Origin of the sequence: uncultured Imperialibacter sp. (assembly GCF_963974565.1) — a bacterium.
In the GTDB taxonomy this organism is placed as follows: Bacteria; Bacteroidota; Bacteroidia; order Cytophagales; family Cyclobacteriaceae; genus Imperialibacter; species Imperialibacter roseus.
This window is the reverse complement of the sequence record NZ_CAXBCJ010000018.1, coordinates 12,778-31,499: the sequence shown is the minus strand read 5'-3', so window position 1 is coordinate 31,499 and position 18,722 is coordinate 12,778. Positions and strand designations below refer to the sequence as shown.

15 protein-coding genes are annotated in these 18,722 nt (G+C 48.4%); 4 read left to right on the top strand and 11 right to left on the bottom strand.

Annotation, left to right across the window (positions count from 1 at the left end; genetic code table 11):
* Positions 1 to 40: 40 nt before the first annotated feature.
* The 7 genes from AAC052_RS21080 to AAC052_RS21050 form a co-directional block, all read right to left on the bottom strand.
* Positions 41 to 532 carry an SRPBCC domain-containing protein gene (locus tag AAC052_RS21080; protein ID WP_339815390.1) on the bottom strand — a complete coding sequence of 164 codons (492 nt, stop codon included), beginning with the start codon at positions 530 to 532 and terminating at the stop codon, positions 41 to 43.
* Positions 533 to 614: 82 nt separating this feature from the next.
* Entirely contained in the window at positions 615 to 935 is a 321-nt protein-coding gene (locus tag AAC052_RS21075; protein ID WP_339815389.1) for a potassium channel family protein, read from the bottom strand.
* A 45-nt stretch (positions 936 to 980) separates the two neighbouring features.
* Entirely contained in the window at positions 981 to 2,231 is a 1,251-nt protein-coding gene (locus AAC052_RS21070; protein WP_339815387.1) for an asparagine synthetase B, read from the bottom strand.
* Between the two features lie 140 nt (positions 2,232 to 2,371).
* The gene (locus tag AAC052_RS21065) at positions 2,372 to 5,053 is read right to left on the bottom strand and encodes an ABC transporter permease (RefSeq protein WP_339815386.1); all 2,682 of its coding nucleotides are present in this window, start codon (positions 5,051 to 5,053) and stop codon (positions 2,372 to 2,374) included.
* Entirely contained in the window at positions 5,050 to 5,382 is a 333-nt protein-coding gene (locus AAC052_RS21060; protein WP_339815385.1) for a helix-turn-helix transcriptional regulator, read from the bottom strand. Before AAC052_RS21060 ends, AAC052_RS21065 begins: the two co-directional genes overlap by 4 nt.
* A gap of 95 nt (positions 5,383 to 5,477) precedes the next feature.
* Entirely contained in the window at positions 5,478 to 6,824 is a 1,347-nt protein-coding gene (locus tag AAC052_RS21055; protein WP_339815384.1) for an Nramp family divalent metal transporter, read from the bottom strand.
* A gap of 138 nt (positions 6,825 to 6,962) precedes the next feature.
* The gene (locus AAC052_RS21050) at positions 6,963 to 7,379 is read right to left on the bottom strand and encodes a hypothetical protein (protein ID WP_317491439.1); all 417 of its coding nucleotides are present in this window, start codon (positions 7,377 to 7,379) and stop codon (positions 6,963 to 6,965) included.
* A gap of 156 nt (positions 7,380 to 7,535) precedes the next feature.
* Between AAC052_RS21050 and AAC052_RS21045 the strand changes: the two genes are divergently transcribed.
* Positions 7,536 to 8,240: a hypothetical protein gene (locus AAC052_RS21045; RefSeq protein WP_317491440.1), complete on the top strand. Its 705-nt coding sequence runs from the start codon at positions 7,536 to 7,538 to the stop codon at positions 8,238 to 8,240.
* 113 nt (positions 8,241 to 8,353) lie between these two features.
* On the top strand, positions 8,354 to 9,937 hold the full coding sequence (locus AAC052_RS21040) for an FAD-dependent oxidoreductase (RefSeq protein WP_339815383.1): 1,584 nt from the start codon (positions 8,354 to 8,356) through the stop codon (positions 9,935 to 9,937).
* A gap of 327 nt (positions 9,938 to 10,264) precedes the next feature.
* Here AAC052_RS21040 and AAC052_RS21035 read toward each other — a convergent pair whose 3' ends face one another.
* Both AAC052_RS21035 and AAC052_RS21030 read right to left on the bottom strand, forming a co-directional pair.
* On the bottom strand, positions 10,265 to 11,038 hold the full coding sequence (locus tag AAC052_RS21035) for a hypothetical protein (RefSeq protein ID WP_339815381.1): 774 nt from the start codon (positions 11,036 to 11,038) through the stop codon (positions 10,265 to 10,267).
* 53 nt (positions 11,039 to 11,091) lie between these two features.
* Positions 11,092 to 11,469 (bottom strand): SRPBCC domain-containing protein, encoded by a 378-nt coding sequence (locus AAC052_RS21030; protein WP_339815379.1) that lies wholly within the window; start codon positions 11,467 to 11,469, stop codon positions 11,092 to 11,094.
* A 277-nt stretch (positions 11,470 to 11,746) separates the two neighbouring features.
* Here AAC052_RS21030 and AAC052_RS21025 point away from each other — a divergent pair, with 277 nt between their 5' ends.
* On the top strand, positions 11,747 to 15,124 hold the full coding sequence (locus tag AAC052_RS21025; RefSeq protein WP_339815377.1) for a methylmalonyl-CoA mutase family protein: 3,378 nt from the start codon (positions 11,747 to 11,749) through the stop codon (positions 15,122 to 15,124).
* 4 nt (positions 15,125 to 15,128) lie between these two features.
* Here the strand turns inward: AAC052_RS21025 and AAC052_RS21020 are convergent, their stop codons facing one another.
* Entirely contained in the window at positions 15,129 to 15,347 is a 219-nt protein-coding gene (locus tag AAC052_RS21020; RefSeq protein ID WP_151998692.1) for a CDGSH iron-sulfur domain-containing protein, read from the bottom strand.
* A 109-nt stretch (positions 15,348 to 15,456) separates the two neighbouring features.
* On the opposite strand from AAC052_RS21020, the gene hrpB reads away from it, so the two are divergent.
* A complete protein-coding gene (gene hrpB, locus AAC052_RS21015) occupies positions 15,457 to 17,943 on the top strand; it encodes an ATP-dependent helicase HrpB (protein ID WP_339815376.1) in 2,487 nt (828 codons plus the stop codon).
* A gap of 55 nt (positions 17,944 to 17,998) precedes the next feature.
* Here the strand turns inward: hrpB and AAC052_RS21010 are convergent, their stop codons facing one another.
* Positions 17,999 to 18,652, bottom strand: a complete 654-nt coding sequence (locus AAC052_RS21010) for a tetratricopeptide repeat protein (RefSeq protein ID WP_317491445.1) — start codon at positions 18,650 to 18,652, stop codon at positions 17,999 to 18,001.
* Positions 18,653 to 18,722: the final 70 nt, after the last annotated feature.

Below are 18,722 nucleotides of genomic sequence, written 5' to 3'. Positions count from 1 at the left end.
AAGTGAGTATTTTGTCTGTGAATAAAGAAGCAAAACTGGTTCAATGCGTCCCGCTTGGACCTTTTGCTTCTTTATTGGCTACGCTTTTTATAATTTCGATAGTGCCTGCCCAGTAGAAATCGACATGTTTGAAAATGGAATCGGTTGGGAAATTGCTCAGCGTAATTGCTAATGTTGTACCGGCTTCAGTAGCTGCCAGTGTAAACTCAATAACGGTATAATTTTCAGGCTCATCAGGAAGTCTCGATATTGAGCTAAGGTAGTTGTAGCTGAGCAGTTTGTTCGGTTCAAAGGCTAGTACGGTTCCCTTATTCTCAAACTTCACATGGTGAAAGCCTTTTACCACCATGGCACTCCCCACTTTCCAGGTAGTGAGAATTCCCAACTCCATTTCAGGCTCTGCCATCCATTCTTTCATCAGGTCAGGAACAGTGAGTGTGCCCCAAACTTTTGACGGCGGAGCATCGATGTGGATTGATCTGGTTATGGAAGGGCTTGCTGCTATCACCGGCTGGATATTTTGGTAAGGCAAAATTATCCTTTTATGAGAATCTGTTCGTTAAATTGTTCAGTAACGTCTTCCAGGCTACAAGTTCTGATGTTTTTTACCTGGGTCAGCTTTTCTCAGGCTTCCATCTTCGTCTCAAATGAATCAAGCCGCTGATGCCAGCAGCTATCAGAAAACAATAGAATACAACGCCCAACAAAAGAAAGACCATTCCGATCCACCGGCCATATACGGTGATTGGAAACAGCTCGCCATACATTCTTGTAGTGATCACAACTATAGAATACCATAGCGCCTTTGGAAAGCTTGTGATATTGGCGGCACTGCTCATGCTCTCGAAGTAGGTGAGGGCTGCAACAAGCAGGGTATAGAAGGTAAGTGCCGACCCGGCGTATATGGTTATTCGTTTTCTCAGCGTTTGCGACATAGGTTCAAGGAAAAAAAAGTTTGAATTTAGAATATTTCAGTCCTTTTACGTCTTCTGCTTCTTTTTTTGCGCCGAAGGAAACAGCACGTTGTTCAGGATAAGGCGGTAGCCGGGTGAGTTGGGGTAAAGGTCGAGATTGGTTTGTTCCCGCCAGCCACCAGGAGAACGCTCGGGGTCGTGGCCGCTGTAGAAGGTCCAATGGCCGTAGCCCATTTCGCCGTAGATGTAGCGCACTTCGCCGTCGCCACTGTTTTCGCCAAGGATCAGCACATCGGACTTAACGGTGGAGGCCGAAAATGCAGTGGTTTGTCCGAAAAAGGATTTGACAATGGCCGTATGGTTTTGGGTGAGGAGGGAGGGCACAATGTCCCACTTGGCAGAGAAGTCAAACAGGGAAAAGTAGCCCGAGCTTTCATCGTAGTAGTAGCGCCGACCTTCCGATGTATTGATGTTTGAAAACCTTCTCGAGTTGGGCGGGTCAAGTATAAAGTTGGTAAAGGCAAAGGTCTTACTGAAATCGAGCTTTTGCTGCGCCTGCGGATCCATACCGTCGCCATCGTACATGCTTTCCACAATGTCCACCCCCTCAGCAGCCAGGGCAATGTCGAACGTTTCGGCACCGGAGCACATAGCAAAGAGATAACCACCGGTCAGCGTGAAGCCCTCAATCTTTTTGGCCACCGCCAGCTTCATGTCTGATACTTTGCTGTAGCCAAAGGAGGCGGCAGTGGCTTCTTGTATTTTGGCTTCAATTTGCGACGATGATCGTCTCAGGTGACGACCAAATTGCCCGGTAAAGTCTTCATGATGGAGGTGCAGCCAGTCGAAATGCAACAGGCTATCGGACAGTACCTCCGTATCATAAATAAGTGTGTAGGGTATCTCTGCGTAGTCAAGGGCGGTGATCACAGCGTCGGTATTGTCTTCCACCATGTCGTTCTTCGGAGAGTAAACGGCGATTCTGGGTTCCTTTTCCATCTTTACCGAGTTCATGTTCACCCTCGGACTTTCAATTTCTTTCATCAGCAGGGCTGTTTCCCCGTCACTAATCACTTCAAACGATACACCCCTGATGCTGCACTCATTTTCAACTAGGGGATTGTATGGAAAAAGAAAGCTACCGCCACGGTAGTTGAGCAGCCAGTTGATGGGTATCTCATTTTGGAGAGACAAGTAGGCGATGCCGTAGGCCTTGAGATGATTCCTTTGCCTGGCATCCATGGGTATAAGGATCGAACTGGCCTGACCAGCGAGAGGCAAAAGAAAGAGCAGCAACCAAAAGATTCGTTTGACCATACCCTTGAAAGTTTGGGTGGTAGTAAGTCAATATAAAAAATTTTGCCCATTTGGTCGCTATACGGTAAGCTCAAAATGACGAACGGCATTGAGTAGGGCAATGCTTCCCGCACACAATTGGATACGGGAAGCAGACCTGATTACTCATATTTTAAAGAATCCACGGGATTGTTTTTACTTATTCTGTCTGTTTGGAGTGTGATAGTGGCAAGGGCAATGCTAAGCAGAATCGCTGACGAGAGCAGAAATACCGACCATTGAACCCCGTTTGAATAGGCATAGTTTTGCATCCATTCTTTGAGAATGAAATAGCTCGATGGTAAGCCTATCAGAATGGCTGCAACAAGCAGTAAGCCGAAATCTTTGACAACAAGTAGCATAAGCTGTGGCAATGAAGCCCCCAGCACTTTTCTGATTCCAATCTCCTTCGTTTTTTTCATGAGCATCATCAGCACCAGCCCGTAGAGCCCAAGCATGGCAATGATAATGGCCAGGCCTGTAAAGATCTCCGAAATTCTTTCCAGGCGTTTGTCGGCACTATAGGCACGGTTGAAAAACTCGTCCATAAAAAAGTAGTCAAAGTAGTTGCCCGGGTAGAACTCATCAAACTTGCTCCTGATAGCGGACAGCATTTCTTCGGAATTCGAACCTTCTAACCTCACACTGATATAGTTTTCCGGACTATAGGCAGGCATCAGTATGATCGGCTCAATAGACTCTTTAAGAGAGCGTTGATGAAAATCGTCGGTCACTCCAACGATTCGCCAGTTATTGCCCCAGAACGTTATTGACTTGCCAATGGCTTCTTCCGGAGAGTTGAAATGCATCAGTTCACTGGCGGATTTGTTTACCAGCACGGTGTTGAGCTGCCTGAAATCGGTATTGTGGTCTGTTAGTTCAAACGACCTGCCCGCCAGTAAGTTGATCTTGAAGTGATCAACGAAATCGTAATCGACCTGGATAAAGCTGGAAGTAAGATCGGCCCGGTCAGGAATTTCCGGTGACCCAATCTGAAATATTCTGCCAGTTCGCTCACTGAACAACCTGCTGGAGGATGTGACAGATGAAACGCCGCTGAGGCTCATCAGGCTTTTCTTGAATGAAGCAAACCTGGAAATAAAGGTGCTGTCGAACCTGACCATCGATGGGCCATTGAGGACGATAATATTGTCGATTTGGGCGCCAAGATCCTCGTTTTGCATGTAGCGAATTTGCTGAGTAATGGAAATGGTGCCTGTAATCAGCATAATTGCTGAGGTAAACTGAAAGACTACCAAAACCTTCCTGACCCCGGCCGACCCACTTCGGGTATCCAGTTTCCCTTTCAGCACATCACTGCTTTTGAACCGTGAAAGCACCAGGGCAGGATACATGCCTGCTAAAGTGGCCAGCAAAAAGAATCCGGCTGCCAAAATGATCCAGGCTGGTAGGTTGAGCAAAGTGGCATTTGCGAAGATGTCAGGTGTGAGCCCAACGCCCGTTAAGGCAACAAAGCCTGGCTGTAGCAGGAATACCAGGCCGAGCGATAAAAGCAACGCCAGGGTATTGACCATTATCGATTCTATCATAAACTGTATGGCCAACTGTTTGCGATGGGCACCGAGGACTTTTCTAACCCCCACCTCCCTGGCTCGCTGTAGCGCCCTGCTTGTGGTGAGGTTAACGAAGTTGATCCACGCAATGAGAAGAACAATCAACGCTATGCATAGCAGTAGCCATACCACCCTGCCATCGGAAGTATGGCCTATTTCATATTCGAAGTCGGAATACAACCTGGCTTCGGAAAGCGGCTGAAGACCAAACTTCTCCACGCTGCCCGACACGGTATTGCCTTCGAAATATTTTTCACTAAAGTCATCAAACTTCGCAGCCAGTAGTTCATGGTCAGCTCCCTGTTTTAGCTTCAGGTAATGATAGAAGTCGGACCAGGTGAAGCTGTTGTCGGCCGCTTCGCCTGCCAGAAAAATAAATGATTTGTAGGAAACGATCATCCCGAACTGGAGGTGAGAGTTGGCCGGTACGTCCTCGAAAATAGCGGTGATTTGACCCGGAAGCTCGCCAGTCCCCACTTTGATTGGCTGACCTATCAAATTTGAAAGCTCAGTGCCTCCTTTGAGTAGTGATCTGGCGAAAGTTTCTGAAATGGCTACACTCCCCGTCTCGCTAAGTGCCGTTTGTGCATCACCTGCTATCAGCGGGTAGGTGAAAACGTCAAAAAAATGCTCATCTGCCCACAGGTAATCTTCCACACGCCGAATATCGTCGCCATAGGTTATGTTGATCCACGAGCCGGCGGTCATGCGTGTATAAGATGCTATCTCGGGATACTCAGCTGCCATTGCGCTGCCAATAGTAGGGTAGGTGATGGTGCCGTGTTGTACCAGCCCACCTTCCTGATACCGGTCGTTGTACACCCTGTAGATACGATCAAAATCTTTGTTGAACCTGTCAAAGCTGGTTTCGAAGAGCACGTACTGTAAGATCAGAAGGCAGGTGGAGATCCCTGCCACCAATCCAACCATATTGATAGCGGTGAACGTTTTGTGCCTGACCAAGTCCCGGTACGACACTTTGAGATAGTTTTGTAATAAATCCATATTATTTTGAGTTGTTGAGTAATTCTTTTTGCGAAGGCGGTGATAGCGAAGAAAGGCAATGGCATTGAGGACATAATTACGTGAAGACTTTCTGGCTGAGAACTGCTTCAAGTCAGACAGGTATATCTCATACAGATCGCCTTCAATGGCCTCCCACAGATCACTGTGACAGAATTTTCTGAGCACCCGCTCTGCCCACTTTGGAGGATGTTTAACTTCTTTCATGACCTGTCAAATGCCACCTTGGGAATAGATTGCCATATTTGCTCACGAATGCTTTTGGCATTTTCAAGAGCCTCCTGGCCTGATTTAGTCACCCTGAAAAGCAGCTTGCGTTTGCCTCCCCGCTCCGGCGTGGGGTCACTGTACCGTGATTCCAGGTAGTCTTTTTCCGCCAGTCGTTGCAGCACGTTGTGTACCGTGCTGATAGTGATAGAACGCTGACATTTGCTCTCAACCTCTTCTTTGATGACCACGCCATAGGCATTGTCGAAAAGTGAGGCTACCACCAGCAAGATCATTTCTTCCAATTCACCAAGGTTTGTCCCTTTCATAAAATAAAGTTAATTCGACAAAGACGAATTTAATATTAATTTCGTAATTGTCGAATTAATACTTGTTATTTTCTTTCCTTCTGTCGAAATGTAGGTTAGAGTAGCTTGATCAAACCATATATCGCAACGGCCACAATGGCTACTATGCTGATCCAGAGTGTGATGTTATACAACATTCCAGAGGTGATGGGTTGCTCTCTTTTGTACTTAAAATGAATGGCTGCAAAAGCCACCAGCAGCAGCAAAACAGAGCCGACAATGCCACCTGAAAGAATCATCAGCACCGGAGATTCCACAAAGAAATAGGCCAGGGCCCAGGCTGTGGGGAAGATCCACGCCAGCATAGCGATGGTTTTCCTTCTTGCGGCCATGTCAAAAAAATCGATCCAGCCAAGCTGCCCGAAAATGTCTGCATACATTCTCGTCCAGAAGGCAAGGGTGGCAAATACACTGGAGAACAGCACAAAAAAGGCACCGACCAGAAAGATGGTTTTGAAGCCCGGTCCGAGCGATTCGGTGTAAATGGTGGCAATGGTTTCTACCATTTTGAGCCCTTCAGGCACATTGCCACTGTGGTTGAGAACGGCAGCACCCAGCAGATAAAAGGCAGCAGTCACCGAGGTGTAGATAATCATGGCAACAGTAGCGTCGAGGTACATGACTTTGGTCCAGCCTTCTGCTCTGCGCAGCCATGCGTCTGAATCGTCACGAGGGCCGGTATAGGCAGCATAGCCTTTCTCCCTGCACCAGTAGGTGTAGGCTAATATTTCATCGCTGGCAACGCCTGTAATGCCAAAGGCGCCAATGGCTACCCCCACCAGGGCGGGTGACAGGTCGAACTGGAGCCCGCTCCAGATGTCGGCCATGGAGATGTTGTATTGGGTGTCGGAAAGGAAAATCAGGCAGGCGATGGTAAGGCAGGTGAAAAGCACTGTCATCACCAGCGAGGCTTTTTCTACAGGGAGGTAGTAGCCCTTGAAAATGATACTGGCCACCAGCAAAGCAACAAAAATCACCCAGATCATGGTGGCTACAGATGGAAAGAGCATGCTCAGCACCAGCGCAGATCCGCCCATCATACCGCCAATCTGGAACACCTTTAGCGACATCAGGCCGAGTATGGTCACCACTGACCATTTGCCCTTGCCCGACTTGGTGCCCGGCAGCAGCTTTAATGCCTGCATGGCTGTTTCTCCGGTGAGGATGGTGTGCTTGCCAAACTCCACTTGCACTGCCACTTTTATCAGGCAGCTGGCAATAATGATCCAGAAGGCGGTAAAACCTGCCGACGCACCAAGGGTTGTAGTAGCGATCAGCTCACCTGAGCCAACGATGGAAGCGGACAGGATAAAGCCCGGCCCAAGGAATTTAAGACGCTGAAAGAAGGTAGTAGGCGGCTCTTTGATCGTAGCCGCACTGATGAGGTAAGAGTTGTCGGTCATTTAAGCAGGTAAGTAGGGTGCAAACAATATAGTTAATAATACGCAGTCATTACCTGAATTGAAAGCCCTTTCCCCATCGGTGGTTGATAACCGGACTATTGGCCGGGTTCTTTTCGTTTGGAAGGAGTAAAACCCGAACTACTCTTTTACCTTGTAAAAAAGAGTCTTTCCGTACCAGCCATTGGAATTGAACCTGACTGTTATTCTGAGCACATCGCCAACAACATACAAACTATCCGGGAACGACGAATAGACAATAGAGTTTTCATAGTTATTGTGGCCATTCCAACCGGTTGTTGAATATTGAACTAGCTCCGTGCCTGTAATGTCCACGACCTCTTCATTGTTTTTTTGTTTCAGGTAGCGAACATTACTTGCATCTGAACCGGCCTCCACCAGCAGCTCCTGTTTTGAGTTGAGGTCAACAAAAAGAGTGTCGTCGTAGATTACTTCCGCATAGGTGTCTTTGAAAATGACGTAAGGTGCGGGGTCGTCGTAGTAGCAGGCGGTAAGCGTGGCTGTCATGAGGACGAAAATATTAATAGATGCCTTCATATGGTTGTATTAGTGAGTGGTTTTTAAAAGACAACTCCACCTTGTAAAGGCTTCCAGTGTGAGTGGGATATTTTTCTTGCCTCAATTCGTACGGTTTTTTGTCTGAAAATTTCAGATATTGAAGTTTATTGCGGCATGAGGCTATATTCTTTTTAGATGAAAAATTCTTTGTTTCTGGTGTTTATGTTGCTTTTAAGCGTAAGCTTAAGGGCGCAGGAAGGCCGTAAGTTCAAAGTAAGGCCCGGAGAAGTGACTAAGTCAGTGATTCCGTTATCTGAAGTATTCAGGTTTGCCTCATTTGAATACGGAGATGTAGATTTGGTCAGTGGGTCTACTATCAACGCACTCCTTAATTATAATTTACTCTTAAGGGAAATGCTTTATATTAATTACGCTGGCGATACCGTAAGTATCAGTCCGACGGGCACAAAAAAGATCACGGTCGGAGGGTCGGAGTTCTACTCGTTTCCCGGTAATATGTGGGTGGAGGCGATTGCCGGTGACAAAAGACTTCAGTTGGGCGTTCATCAGGTAGTGGGACTTGCGAAGACCGAGGTTTTCGGAGAGCAATACCGTGATGGAATAACGCCATTTAGAAATATTGAAAGGGGGATATACCCGACTTACAGGGAACTTTATAACCAGAAAGCCAGATACTGCATGCTGCTGACGAAGCAAACGGCCTACTATTTTATAGACAAGAACAAAAGGATTAGTCGAGCAAAAAGGTCAGTTATCGTAAAACTTTTTCCGAAGTATTCAAATGAAATAAAGTCCTTCATAAAGGAGAAGTCGATTAAAACGAATCAGGAGGAAGATCTTAGACAACTTGTTGCCTTTTGCCACCAAATAGGCTATTAACGAATATTTTCTCACTCCTCTGATCTTCAATGAGGATTCATGTCCCGTTTTCCAGGTAATCCAATTCTTAGCATTCCAATTGTCTATCTTTGCGTTTTTAAAGAAGATACGCATTGCAAAAAGAATTTCAGTTTCAGGTACTACCTGAAGAGGCCGCCGACCAGGAAGCGCTCTATAAGCTGGCCAGCCAGAAGGCCTACATCCCGTTTTCAGACATCAGGCATGTGGAGGTGCTCAAGCGGTCGATCGACGCCCGTCAGCGCATCATCAAAGTAAATCTCACTGTTCGGGTGTATGTGAACGAGGACTTTGTGGAAACACCAACCTGGCTACCCAACTACCCTGATGTATCTAAAGCGGAAGAAGTCATTATCATCGGAGCCGGCCCTGCCGGCCTTTTTGCAGCGCTGCGTTGCATAGAATTAGGTAGAAAGCCCATTATTCTTGAACGAGGCAAGGACGTCCGTGACCGTCGCAGAGACCTGAAGGCGATCAACATCGATCATATTGTCAACGAAGATTCCAATTACTGTTTTGGAGAAGGAGGAGCTGGCACCTATTCAGATGGTAAGCTCTATACCCGCAGTAAGAAAAGGGGTGATGTGCAGCGGATTTTGAAACTGTTGGTGGGCTTTGGAGCAACTAAGGAAATACTCGTGGAGGCCCATCCGCACATCGGGACCAACAAATTGCCTGAGATTATTACCGATATCCGGGAGTGCATCTTAGCCCACGGTGGTGTGGTGAAATTTAATACCAGAGTGACAGATATCTTACTCAAAGGCGATGCCATTGAGGGTGTGACAACTGCTTCCGGAGATATTATCAAAGCGAAGAAGGTGATTTTGGCCACCGGCCATTCCGCCAGAGATATATTTGAATTGCTGGACAGAAAGAAGATTGCGATTGAACTTAAGCCCTTCGCCCTGGGAGTGAGGGTGGAGCACCCGCAGTCGTTGATTGACACGATACAGTACAAATGCGATGACAGAGGGACTTACCTGCCTCCGGCGCCCTACAGCATCGTGAAGCAGGTGGGTAGCGGAACCAACACCCGTGGCGTCTACTCTTTCTGTATGTGTCCTGGTGGTGTGATTGCCCCCTGTGCCACAAGTCCCGGCGAGGTGGTGACCAATGGCTGGTCGCCGTCCAAGAGAGACCAGCCAAGCGCCAACTCCGGTATTGTTGTCGAGCTTCGGCCTGAGGATTTTAAAGCATTTGCCAAAAAAGGCCCTTTGGCGGCCATGGCTTTTCAGCAGTCGGTAGAGCAACTGGCCTGGAAAGAAGGCGGGCAGACACAGCGGGTGCCTGGACAAAGGCTGTTGGACTTCACTAACGGTAAGCTGTCGGCCGACGTGCCGGAGACTTCGTACAAGCCGGGTGTCACTTCCGTGGAGCTGGGTAGTGTGCTGCCAGACTTTATTTACAAGACGCTTCAGGAAGGCTTCAGGGAGTTTGGAAAGGCCATGAAGGGCTACCTGACCAATGAGGCGGTGGTGCATGCGCCTGAGAGCCGCACTTCATCTCCCGTGCGCATTCCCCGTGACCCGGAAACGCTGGAGCATATTGCTGTAAAAGGACTGTATCCTTGCGGAGAAGGGGCTGGCTATGCCGGTGGCATTGTGTCGGCAGCCATCGATGGGGAGAAGTGTGCCGAGAAAGCGGTAGGGTACGTGGCGGAGGTTGTTGGCGAGTGAAGACACTTGCCAAGCGGCTGTTTTGAGGCTGGTGAGTGACGACACTCACCAGAACGACCCTTGCGTGAGAAGACTGAGGGGAATCGAGGTGGCTGTTTTGATACACCTTTGCCCCATCCAGTAATTAAAATCTCATCCTTTTGAAGGATATTATTCACATTAACGCTACATTTCTCACAGACTTCATCAACGAAAGCAAATAGTCATGGCAAAAGGAACATCACCCCAAAAAGGTAACGAGAAAAAGGAGCCCACCAAGAACCTGAAAGAGAAAAGGGCTGAGAAGAAAGCTAAGAAAGCATCAAAAAGGGATTAAGTTCCCTTTTTTTATTCTTTGTAAGTGTACTCCAGTCTGTAGCTCATGGTGGAAAGCCATAGGGCAATATTGATGGATTTTAACTCAACCAGGTTGCCGTTGGCATCGTAGGCCCTTTTTTCCTCTTTGACAAGTTCCTCTGAAAAAGAGTAAAACGATGAGTGTATCCGCCGGTTGCCTTCATAGACATGGCTTACATAGCTGTTGAGGTCTCCTGTTGGAGAATAAGCCGTCTCCTTTTTTAGTGTGCCGCTGTCATTGTATTCATACACTGTGTACCTTTCAAGGGCTCCCTTGTTGTCAAACTCTTCAGATTTTGCAAGTCGAATACCTTCGTAGCTGAACTTCGTTTCTTTTTTGAGGCCGATCTGTGGGTTTTCCACACTTTCTTTTGTCTTGACACCGTCTCCCGAATAGAAGATATTTTTCACTTCGATCAACAAAAAACCATTTGGTTCTCCTGTGTTGGCTACATAAGTAGAAACGGAGCTTACCCTGCCCTCGCTGTTATATCCAAAGCTTTGGTATTGTGCTATATCTTCCAAGCCACCCGTTCCAGGCGTTATTATCCTGGCAACTCTGTCATTTTCATCATACTCGTAGAACTCGATGATATTACCAGGAAGGCTATTACTTTCGAGGCCATATAAAGTCACCTGCTGTAGCTGTGCATCTGAGCTGTACTGAGGCAAATTATCCCGGTCCTTTTTGCTATCAACGTCCTCTTTCTGGCAAGCAAATGCAAAAACTAAAAAGATGATGGAGGGTAAAGTGCAGTTTTTCATAGACGATAGTATCGGTAACTACCAGACACTAATCTATAAAAAATGGTTGAGCTTTATTCGTAAAAATCGATCAGCGCTCCAAAGTAGGTGGTGTTCCAGCCGTCCACAATGTCGTCATAGTCCTCATCGGGGATGTTGCTGTGGCGCAGCTCGGCCGAGGTGCCATTTTTGTGCGGGTGGAGAATAATAGTGACAACAGAAGCTTCTTCCTGCTCGCCGAAATACCACTGCTGCACAATCTTTCTGCCAGGCTCAAATTCCAGGTTTCTGCCCACAATGCTTCCTTCCCAAAGAGAAAATTCTGAGCCTGGTTCCGTAGACATTTCGGCTTCTTCGCCTGTCCAGGCATGAAGAGAGGCAGGGTGGGTAAGCGCTGCGTACACTTCTTCGGGAAGAGCGGGTATGATATAATATTTTTTATAGTCTTTCATTCAAACGAATTGGTGATTTGATATTGCTGAATTCAGATTTGATTCTGCCTTCAGTAGTGTTTTTTCGACGTCAAAAATGCTTAAGAAAAACCGAAGAATGATTCCCTTATTAGCATTTATGATTGTCATCTGGAAATTATAAGAATCAACCTGAAATATAAAATTCTTCATTCAGCATTATTTGACCAATATCAGTTGGGTAAAAATGGTCAACCATGTCCGCCACATTGGTTAACTTTAAGAAATCATTGACCCAATAGTCATTTCGTCATCTTTTATGTCACATACCGAAGCCCCCTACAAGCCAAAAAACCATATTCGCATCGTTACGGCTGCCTCTTTGTTCGACGGCCACGACGCTGCCATCAATATCATGCGCCGCATCATTCAGGCAACCGGCGTGGAGGTGATTCACCTGGGCCACAACCGGTCGGTACAGGAGATTGTGGACTGCGCCATTCAGGAAGATGTGCAGTCTATTGCCATTACCAGTTACCAGGGAGGGCATGTGGAGTTTTTCAAGTACATGTACGACTTGCTGCGGGAAAAGGGCGCCGGGCATATCAAGATATTTGGAGGGGGAGGAGGAACCATCCTGCCAGCGGAAGTGGAGGAGTTGCATGCTTACGGCATCAACCGGATCTACTCACCGGACGACGGCCGTACCATGGGATTGCAGGGAATGATCAACGACCTGATAGCCGGGAGCGATTTTCCCATTGGCGAGCACCTCAGCGGTGAGCTGGGCAGCTTGAAGAAGAAAGATGTGAAGTCGGTGGCCAGGTTGATATCGGCAGCGGAGAATTTTCCGGATGTGGCTCAACCAGTGCTACAAAAGGTAGATGCTGAGGCTGCGAAAAGTAAAGTGCCGGTACTGGGCATCACAGGTACTGGTGGTGCTGGCAAGTCCAGTTTAGTGGATGAGCTTGTGCGGCGGTTTTTAGTTGATTTCAAGGACAGGCATATCGGGGTGGTGTCGGTCGACCCCTCCAAAAGAAAAACAGGCGGTGCATTGCTGGGCGACAGGATCCGCATGAACGCCATCCACCATCCCAGGGTGTACATGCGGTCGCTGGCCACCCGACAGTCGAACCTGGCGCTTTCGAAGCATGTGCAGGAGGCCGTGAATATCTTAAAGGCGGCCGAATTTGACCTGATTATTCTGGAGACTTCAGGCATCGGGCAGTCGGACACGGAAATTACTGATCATTCGGATGTCTCGCTGTACGTGATGACGCCAGAATACGGAGCAGCCACTCAGCTGGAAAAGATCGACATGCTCGACTTTGCTGACATGATTGCCATCAACAAGTTTGACAAGAGAGGGGCTCTGGATGCGGTGCGGGATGTGAAGAAGCAGTACAAGCGCAATCATGGTCTCTGGGAAACGCCAGATGACCAATTGCCAGTATTTGGCACCATTGCCAGCCAGTTCAATGACCCTGGCATGAATACGCTGTACAGGAAGCTGATGGATAAGATCGTCGAGCGAACTGGGGCAAGCCTGACGTCCACGTCAGTGTCTTCTGACGAACTCTCAGAAAAGATCTTCATCATTCCCCCCAAGCGCACCCGCTATTTGTCCGAAATAACGAAAACCATCAGGCACTACAATCAGTGGGTAGAAGATCAGAAAGGAGTGGCACAAACCCTTTACAGCATCAAAAAAACCATTGCCGCAGCGAAGAAAGTCGGAGAGGACAAGATGTTGGGAGAGAAGCTGGAGACACTTTTTGAAAAGACGTCGCTCGACCTTGATCCCAAAAATCTTAAGGTGGTCGAAGGTTGGCCTGAAAAGGTGCAGCAGTATAAAAACGAGGAATATGTTTATACAGTAAGAGGGAAAGAGATCAAAGTACCCACGCATACTGAATCGCTTTCACATACTAAAATCCCAAAGATCAGCTTACCTCGCTACGAAGCCTGGGGCGATGTGCTGAAGTGGAACTTGCAGGAGAACGTGCCCGGCGAGTTTCCCTATGCTGCAGGCGTATTTCCTTTCAAGCGCACTACCGAAGATCCTACCCGTATGTTTGCCGGAGAGGGAGGGCCGGAGCGTACCAATAAGCGCTTCCATTATGTATCGAAAGATAATGCGTTCGCCAGGTTATCGACCGCTTTCGATTCGGTGACCTTGTATGGGGAAGACCCCGACCACAGGCCAGACATCTATGGCAAGATTGGCAATTCCGGCGTAAGCGTTTGTTCTCTCGACGACGCCAAGAAGCTCTATTCCGGCTTCGACCTGATTGATCCGACCACATCCGTTTCAATGACCATCAATGGGCCGGCAGCTACTATCTGTGCTTTTTTCATGAATGCGGCTATTGACCAGAACTGCGAGAAGTATATCAAAGCGCAGGGGCTGGAAGCGGAAGTGAAGGAGAAAATCGCTAAACTCTTCAAGGCCAAAGGAATGACGCAGCCTGTGTACAGTGGAGCGATTCCTGAAGGAAACGATGGCCTGGGTCTTATGTTGTTGGGCGTGACAGGAGATCAGGTGCTGCCTGCTGAGGTGTATCAAAAGATCAAAGCCGATACCCTTTCAAAAGTACGGGGAACCGTGCAGGCCGATATTCTCAAAGAAGACCAGGCACAGAATACCTGCATTTTCAGCACCGAATTCTCCCTTAAAGTAATGGGCGATGTGCAGCAGTATTTCATTGACCAGAATGTCAGGAACTTCTATTCTGTTTCTATCTCAGGCTATCATATTGCCGAGGCAGGTGCCAACCCAATCTCTCAGTTGGCTTTCACGTTGTCAAATGGCTTTACCTTCGTTGAGTACTATGTTAGCCGTGGCATGCATGTCGACGATTTTGCTCCTAACCTTTCTTTCTTCTTCAGCAATGGCGTTGATCCTGAATATTCTGTGATTGGAAGAGTAGCACGGAAGATTTGGGCAAAAGCCATGAAACTGAAATACGGTGCCAACGAGCGCTCTCAAATGCTGAAGTACCATATCCAAACCAGCGGCCGGTCGCTGCATGCACAGGAGATTGACTTCAACGACATCAGAACCACTTTGCAGGCGCTCTATGCCATTTACGACAACTGCAACTCCCTGCACACCAATGCCTATGATGAGGCCATTACCACGCCGACGGAGGAGTCGGTGCGTCGTGCCATGGCCATTCAGCTGATTATCAACAAGGAGTTGGGGCTTGCCAAAAATGAAAACCCATTGCAAGGCTCATTTATCATCGAAGAACTGACCGACTTGGTGGAGGAGGCTGTTATGGCAGAGTTTGACAGGATCACCGAAAGAGGCGGCGTGCTGGGGGCCATGGAAACCATGTACCAGCGCAGCAAAATCCAGGAAGAAAGCCTTTACTACGAAACAATGAAGCACAATGGCGACTTCCCGATCATTGGGGTGAACACGTTCCTTTCATCAAAAGGCTCGCCGACCATCACGCCCATGGAAGTAATAAGGGCAACGAAAGACGAAAAGGAGTTTCAGATTGAGTCGTTGAATAACCTGAAGAAATTCAACGAAAGCAAGTCTCATGAGGTGCTTTCAAGCCTTCAGCAGGCTGCCATCAGCAATCAAAACATGTTTGAGGAGCTGATGGAAGCCGTGAAGTACTGTTCTTTAGGGCAAATCACCCATGCCTTGTATGAAGTGGGTGGGCAGTACAGGAGGAATATGTAAACCCTTATACCTTCTTAGGCGGTAAGTCGAAAGCAATGGCCTCGTGCTCAAAGTGCTCTTTGTGCGACCCGTCACAAAATGGCTTGTTAGCAGATTTTCCGCAACGGCACAATGAGACAATCGTTCTTCCCTGAAGACCGTATGCATTGCCTTCTTTGTCTACAATTTCAAAATCTCCGTCGATTTTCAGAGAGCCATTATTGTTTACTGTGATTTTGGTCATGGATGTTTTTTGACGCAAATGTAGAAACTTAGAAACCGGATAAAAGGAATTCGACGAGCGGTGTGTAGTTTTGTGTCCAAATAGTCTGAATATCTCAAAATCCTTCAGTTTGTCTTTCGATCCACTCGCCTTCGACCTTCCTGTTGTTGACATCATTCCACAAATAACGGAGAGTCTGGCCAGGGAAAACACCCTGATCGTCAATGCACCTCCCGGAGCAGGAAAAAGCACGCTGCTACCACTAGTATTGATGAACGAACCATGGCTGGGCGGTAAAAAGATATTAATGCTGGAGCCCCGGCGCCTGGCGGCAAGGTCGATAGCCACCCGTATGGCTTCCATGCTGAATGATGACCTGGGAAAGAAGGTCGGCTACCGCATCAGGTTCGAAAACAGGACGTCAGACCAAACGCAAATCGAAGTACTCACTGAAGGTATCCTCACCCGGTTGATCCACTCTGACAATGCATTGGAAGGAGTGGGGATGGTAGTTTTCGATGAGTTTCATGAAAGGAGCCTGCATGCCGACGTCGCTCTGGCGCTTTGCAGGGAAGTGCAGCAGGTGCTGCGGCCCGATCTGCGCATCATGATCATGTCGGCCACGCTGGACATGGAGAAGCTGCCTGAGCTTATGAAAGCGCCTGTGACCGTGAGTGAAGGACGGCAATATCCTGTGGAGGTGATCTACACCGGCGAGCAGGATTTGATGCTGTTGCCGGAAATGGCTGCCCGAACCATTCTTAAGGCATCCAGAGAGCGGGAAGGAGACATTCTGGCCTTTTTTCCCGGGGAAGGGGAGATCAGAAAATGCGAAGAGCTGCTCAGAAAAGAAATGACCGATTTCGCCATCCATCCGCTTTACAGTCAGCTGCCACAAAATCAGCAATTCGCCGCCATCATGCCCGGCAACGACGGAAGGAGAAAGGCGGTGCTGGCCACTTCGATAGCAGAAACAAGCCTCACGATAGAAGGCATCAAAGTGGTGGTGGATACCGGCTACGGCCGCACCTCGAAATTCGATCCCCGCTCGGGTTTATCGAGGCTTGAAACTGTGCAGATATCAAGAGATTCCGCCGACCAACGAGCCGGCAGGGCAGGCAGGCTTAGCCCCGGTACCTGCTATAGGATGTGGAGCAAAGCTACACAGGAGCGGCTGAAGCCACACCGAACGCCGGAGATCATGGAGGCTGACCTGGCCAACCTTGTGCTGGACATGGCACAATGGGGCATTGTGGACGTTAAACAGCTTACCTGGTTAACACCGCCGCCTAAGGGCGCACTGGCACAGGCTTCAGATACCCTGCATCAGTTGGAGGCACTTGAAAATGCCAGGATCACTTCTCATGGCAAGAAGATGCACGAGCTGCCTTGTCACCCTCGCATTGCCCACATGTTGCTAATGGCAAAACAATCTGACAAGGTGGAGTTGGCTACCGACCTGGCTGCCGTGCTGGAAGAACGAGACCCCTTGCAACGAGAAGCTGGTATCGATATCACTCTGCGGATTGAGGCCTTGCGGAGGTTTCGGGATAATGGTGGGCATGGAAAGCAGTTCGGTAGAATAGAGAAAGTGGCGGAATCGTATCGGAGGATATTTAACCTGGGGGAAGAAAATGGCGTTTTTGATCCCTATGAGGTTGGTTTGTTATTGGCCTATGCGTACCCGGAAAGAATTGCCTGTGCCCGGCCTGGCAACAATGCGCAGTTTCAGCTGGCCAATGGTAAGTATGCCATGGCAGCACAGAAAGACGACCTGGCTCACGAACCCTGGCTAGCGGTGGCACACCTCGACGCCCGTGACGGCGTGGGCAAGATTTTTCTGGCTGCTCCACTTAACCCCAAAGACCTGACGGGCATGGTGAAGGAGAGGGAGGTAGTAACCTGGGATACAAGAAAAGGCGGACTGGTCGCTTCGCTTGACTTAAGAATTGGCAATATTGTCCTGCGCTCGAAGCCATTGCCGGCCCCTGATGAAAGCCAGTTAACACAGGCGATAAGCGAAGCCATTGCAAAGGAAGGGGAGGCGCTTCTGAACTTTGACGATAGGTTTGTTCAGTGGCAAAGCAGGGTCATGAGTCTGAAAAAATGGAATCCGGAGCAGAGCTGGCCCGATGTAAGCACGCATTCACTATTGGCGACAAACGGAGCGTGGCTGGGGCCTTATTTATCGGGCATTAAGAAGCCAGAGGATTTAAAAAGGATTGACCTGGCTGAGGTGCTCAATAGCTCGCTGGACTGGGAAACTCAGAAGGAGCTGGAGAAATTAGCTCCAACACATATTGAGGTGCCGAGCGGATCAAGAATCAAGCTTCAGTACTTTTCTGCGGGAGAGTCTCCAGTGTTATCGGTCAGGCTACAGGAAGTGTTTGGCCTAGCTGAGACACCAAGAATAAACGGGGGTAAAGCCGCTGTGGTGCTGCATCTGCTATCTCCGGGATACAAGCCAGTGCAGGTAACGTCAGACCTGAAAAGCTTCTGGAGCAATGCCTATTTCGAAGTAAAGAAGGATCTTAAGAGAAGGTATCCGAAACACTCCTGGCCCGATGATCCCTGGACAGCCCCGGCTGTGCGAGGGGTACAAAGAAAGGGCAGGTGATTTGACCAGATGCTTTTAGCCAATTGAGGATTTAATTGATGTGTCGGCATGTAGATCAATTCGACGATCCGCAAAGCTTTTCCATCACGCTGGCCACCTTGGTGTCTCCAAGCTCACTGGCCATCGACAAATCGCTACAACCACCTTGTTTGTCACGAAGCCTGATCTTCTCGATACCCCTAAGCTTATAAGCCCTGCTTGACTGGGGATTGATTTCAATGACTTTTGTGAAATCCTCTATCGCACCTCTGTAGTCTTTTAGTTTGTCTTTGGCGGTTGCCCGGTAATAAAATGCTTCCTCGTGGTTTGGAGATAGTTTCACGACTTCGCTGAGGTCTGCTATGGCGCCATCAAGGTCTAGCATTTCGATCTTTGCCATGCCCCTCACATAGTAGGTCTTTAACTTATCAAGATCGTCAATCAGGTACTTCAGGGCGTTGGTGTAATCTTCGATGGCCCCTGCATAGTTTTTTAGCTCAGCACGAGCATTACCTCTGTCGTAATACACTTCCCCCTTCAGTCCATATAGTTTGATGGATTTGTCGTAGTCAACAATGGCGGCTTCATAATCCCCTTTGACGGCACTAACGTACCCTTTCCCCCACCAATACTGGGCGGAATCTGCGTCGGATGCTTTCTCCTGGGATTTCGATTCCCCATTAAAAAATACGACGAAGAGGACTCCTGCGGTTAATAGCTTCTTAATCATGCTGGTCGACTAAATCAGTTAATCTCAATTTCCGAAAAAAAAATACAACGTCGCTCGATCACAATGTTTA

What these genes read in the sequence shown, in the direction of transcription:
- AAC052_RS21075 (WP_339815389.1), bottom strand. Translation starts at nt 935, where the DNA reads ATGTCGCAAACGCTGAGAAAACGAATAACCATATACGCCGGGTCGGCA.
- AAC052_RS21070 (WP_339815387.1), bottom strand. Translation starts at nt 2,231, where the DNA reads ATGGTCAAACGAATCTTTTGGTTGCTGCTCTTTCTTTTGCCTCTCGCT.
- AAC052_RS21065 (WP_339815386.1), bottom strand. Translation starts at nt 5,053, where the DNA reads ATGAAAGAAGTTAAACATCCTCCAAAGTGGGCAGAGCGGGTGCTCAGA.
- AAC052_RS21060 (WP_339815385.1), bottom strand. Translation starts at nt 5,382, where the DNA reads ATGAAAGGGACAAACCTTGGTGAATTGGAAGAAATGATCTTGCTGGTG.
- AAC052_RS21055 (WP_339815384.1), bottom strand. Translation starts at nt 6,824, where the DNA reads ATGACCGACAACTCTTACCTCATCAGTGCGGCTACGATCAAAGAGCCG.
- AAC052_RS21050 (WP_317491439.1), bottom strand. Translation starts at nt 7,379, where the DNA reads ATGAAGGCATCTATTAATATTTTCGTCCTCATGACAGCCACGCTTACC.
- AAC052_RS21045 (WP_317491440.1), top strand. Translation starts at nt 7,536, where the DNA reads ATGAAAAATTCTTTGTTTCTGGTGTTTATGTTGCTTTTAAGCGTAAGC.
- AAC052_RS21035 (WP_339815381.1), bottom strand. Translation starts at nt 11,038, where the DNA reads ATGAAAAACTGCACTTTACCCTCCATCATCTTTTTAGTTTTTGCATTT.
- AAC052_RS21030 (WP_339815379.1), bottom strand. Translation starts at nt 11,469, where the DNA reads ATGAAAGACTATAAAAAATATTATATCATACCCGCTCTTCCCGAAGAA.
- AAC052_RS21025 (WP_339815377.1), top strand. Translation starts at nt 11,747, where the DNA reads ATGTCACATACCGAAGCCCCCTACAAGCCAAAAAACCATATTCGCATC.
- AAC052_RS21020 (WP_151998692.1), bottom strand. Translation starts at nt 15,347, where the DNA reads ATGACCAAAATCACAGTAAACAATAATGGCTCTCTGAAAATCGACGGA.
- AAC052_RS21010 (WP_317491445.1), bottom strand. Translation starts at nt 18,652, where the DNA reads ATGATTAAGAAGCTATTAACCGCAGGAGTCCTCTTCGTCGTATTTTTT.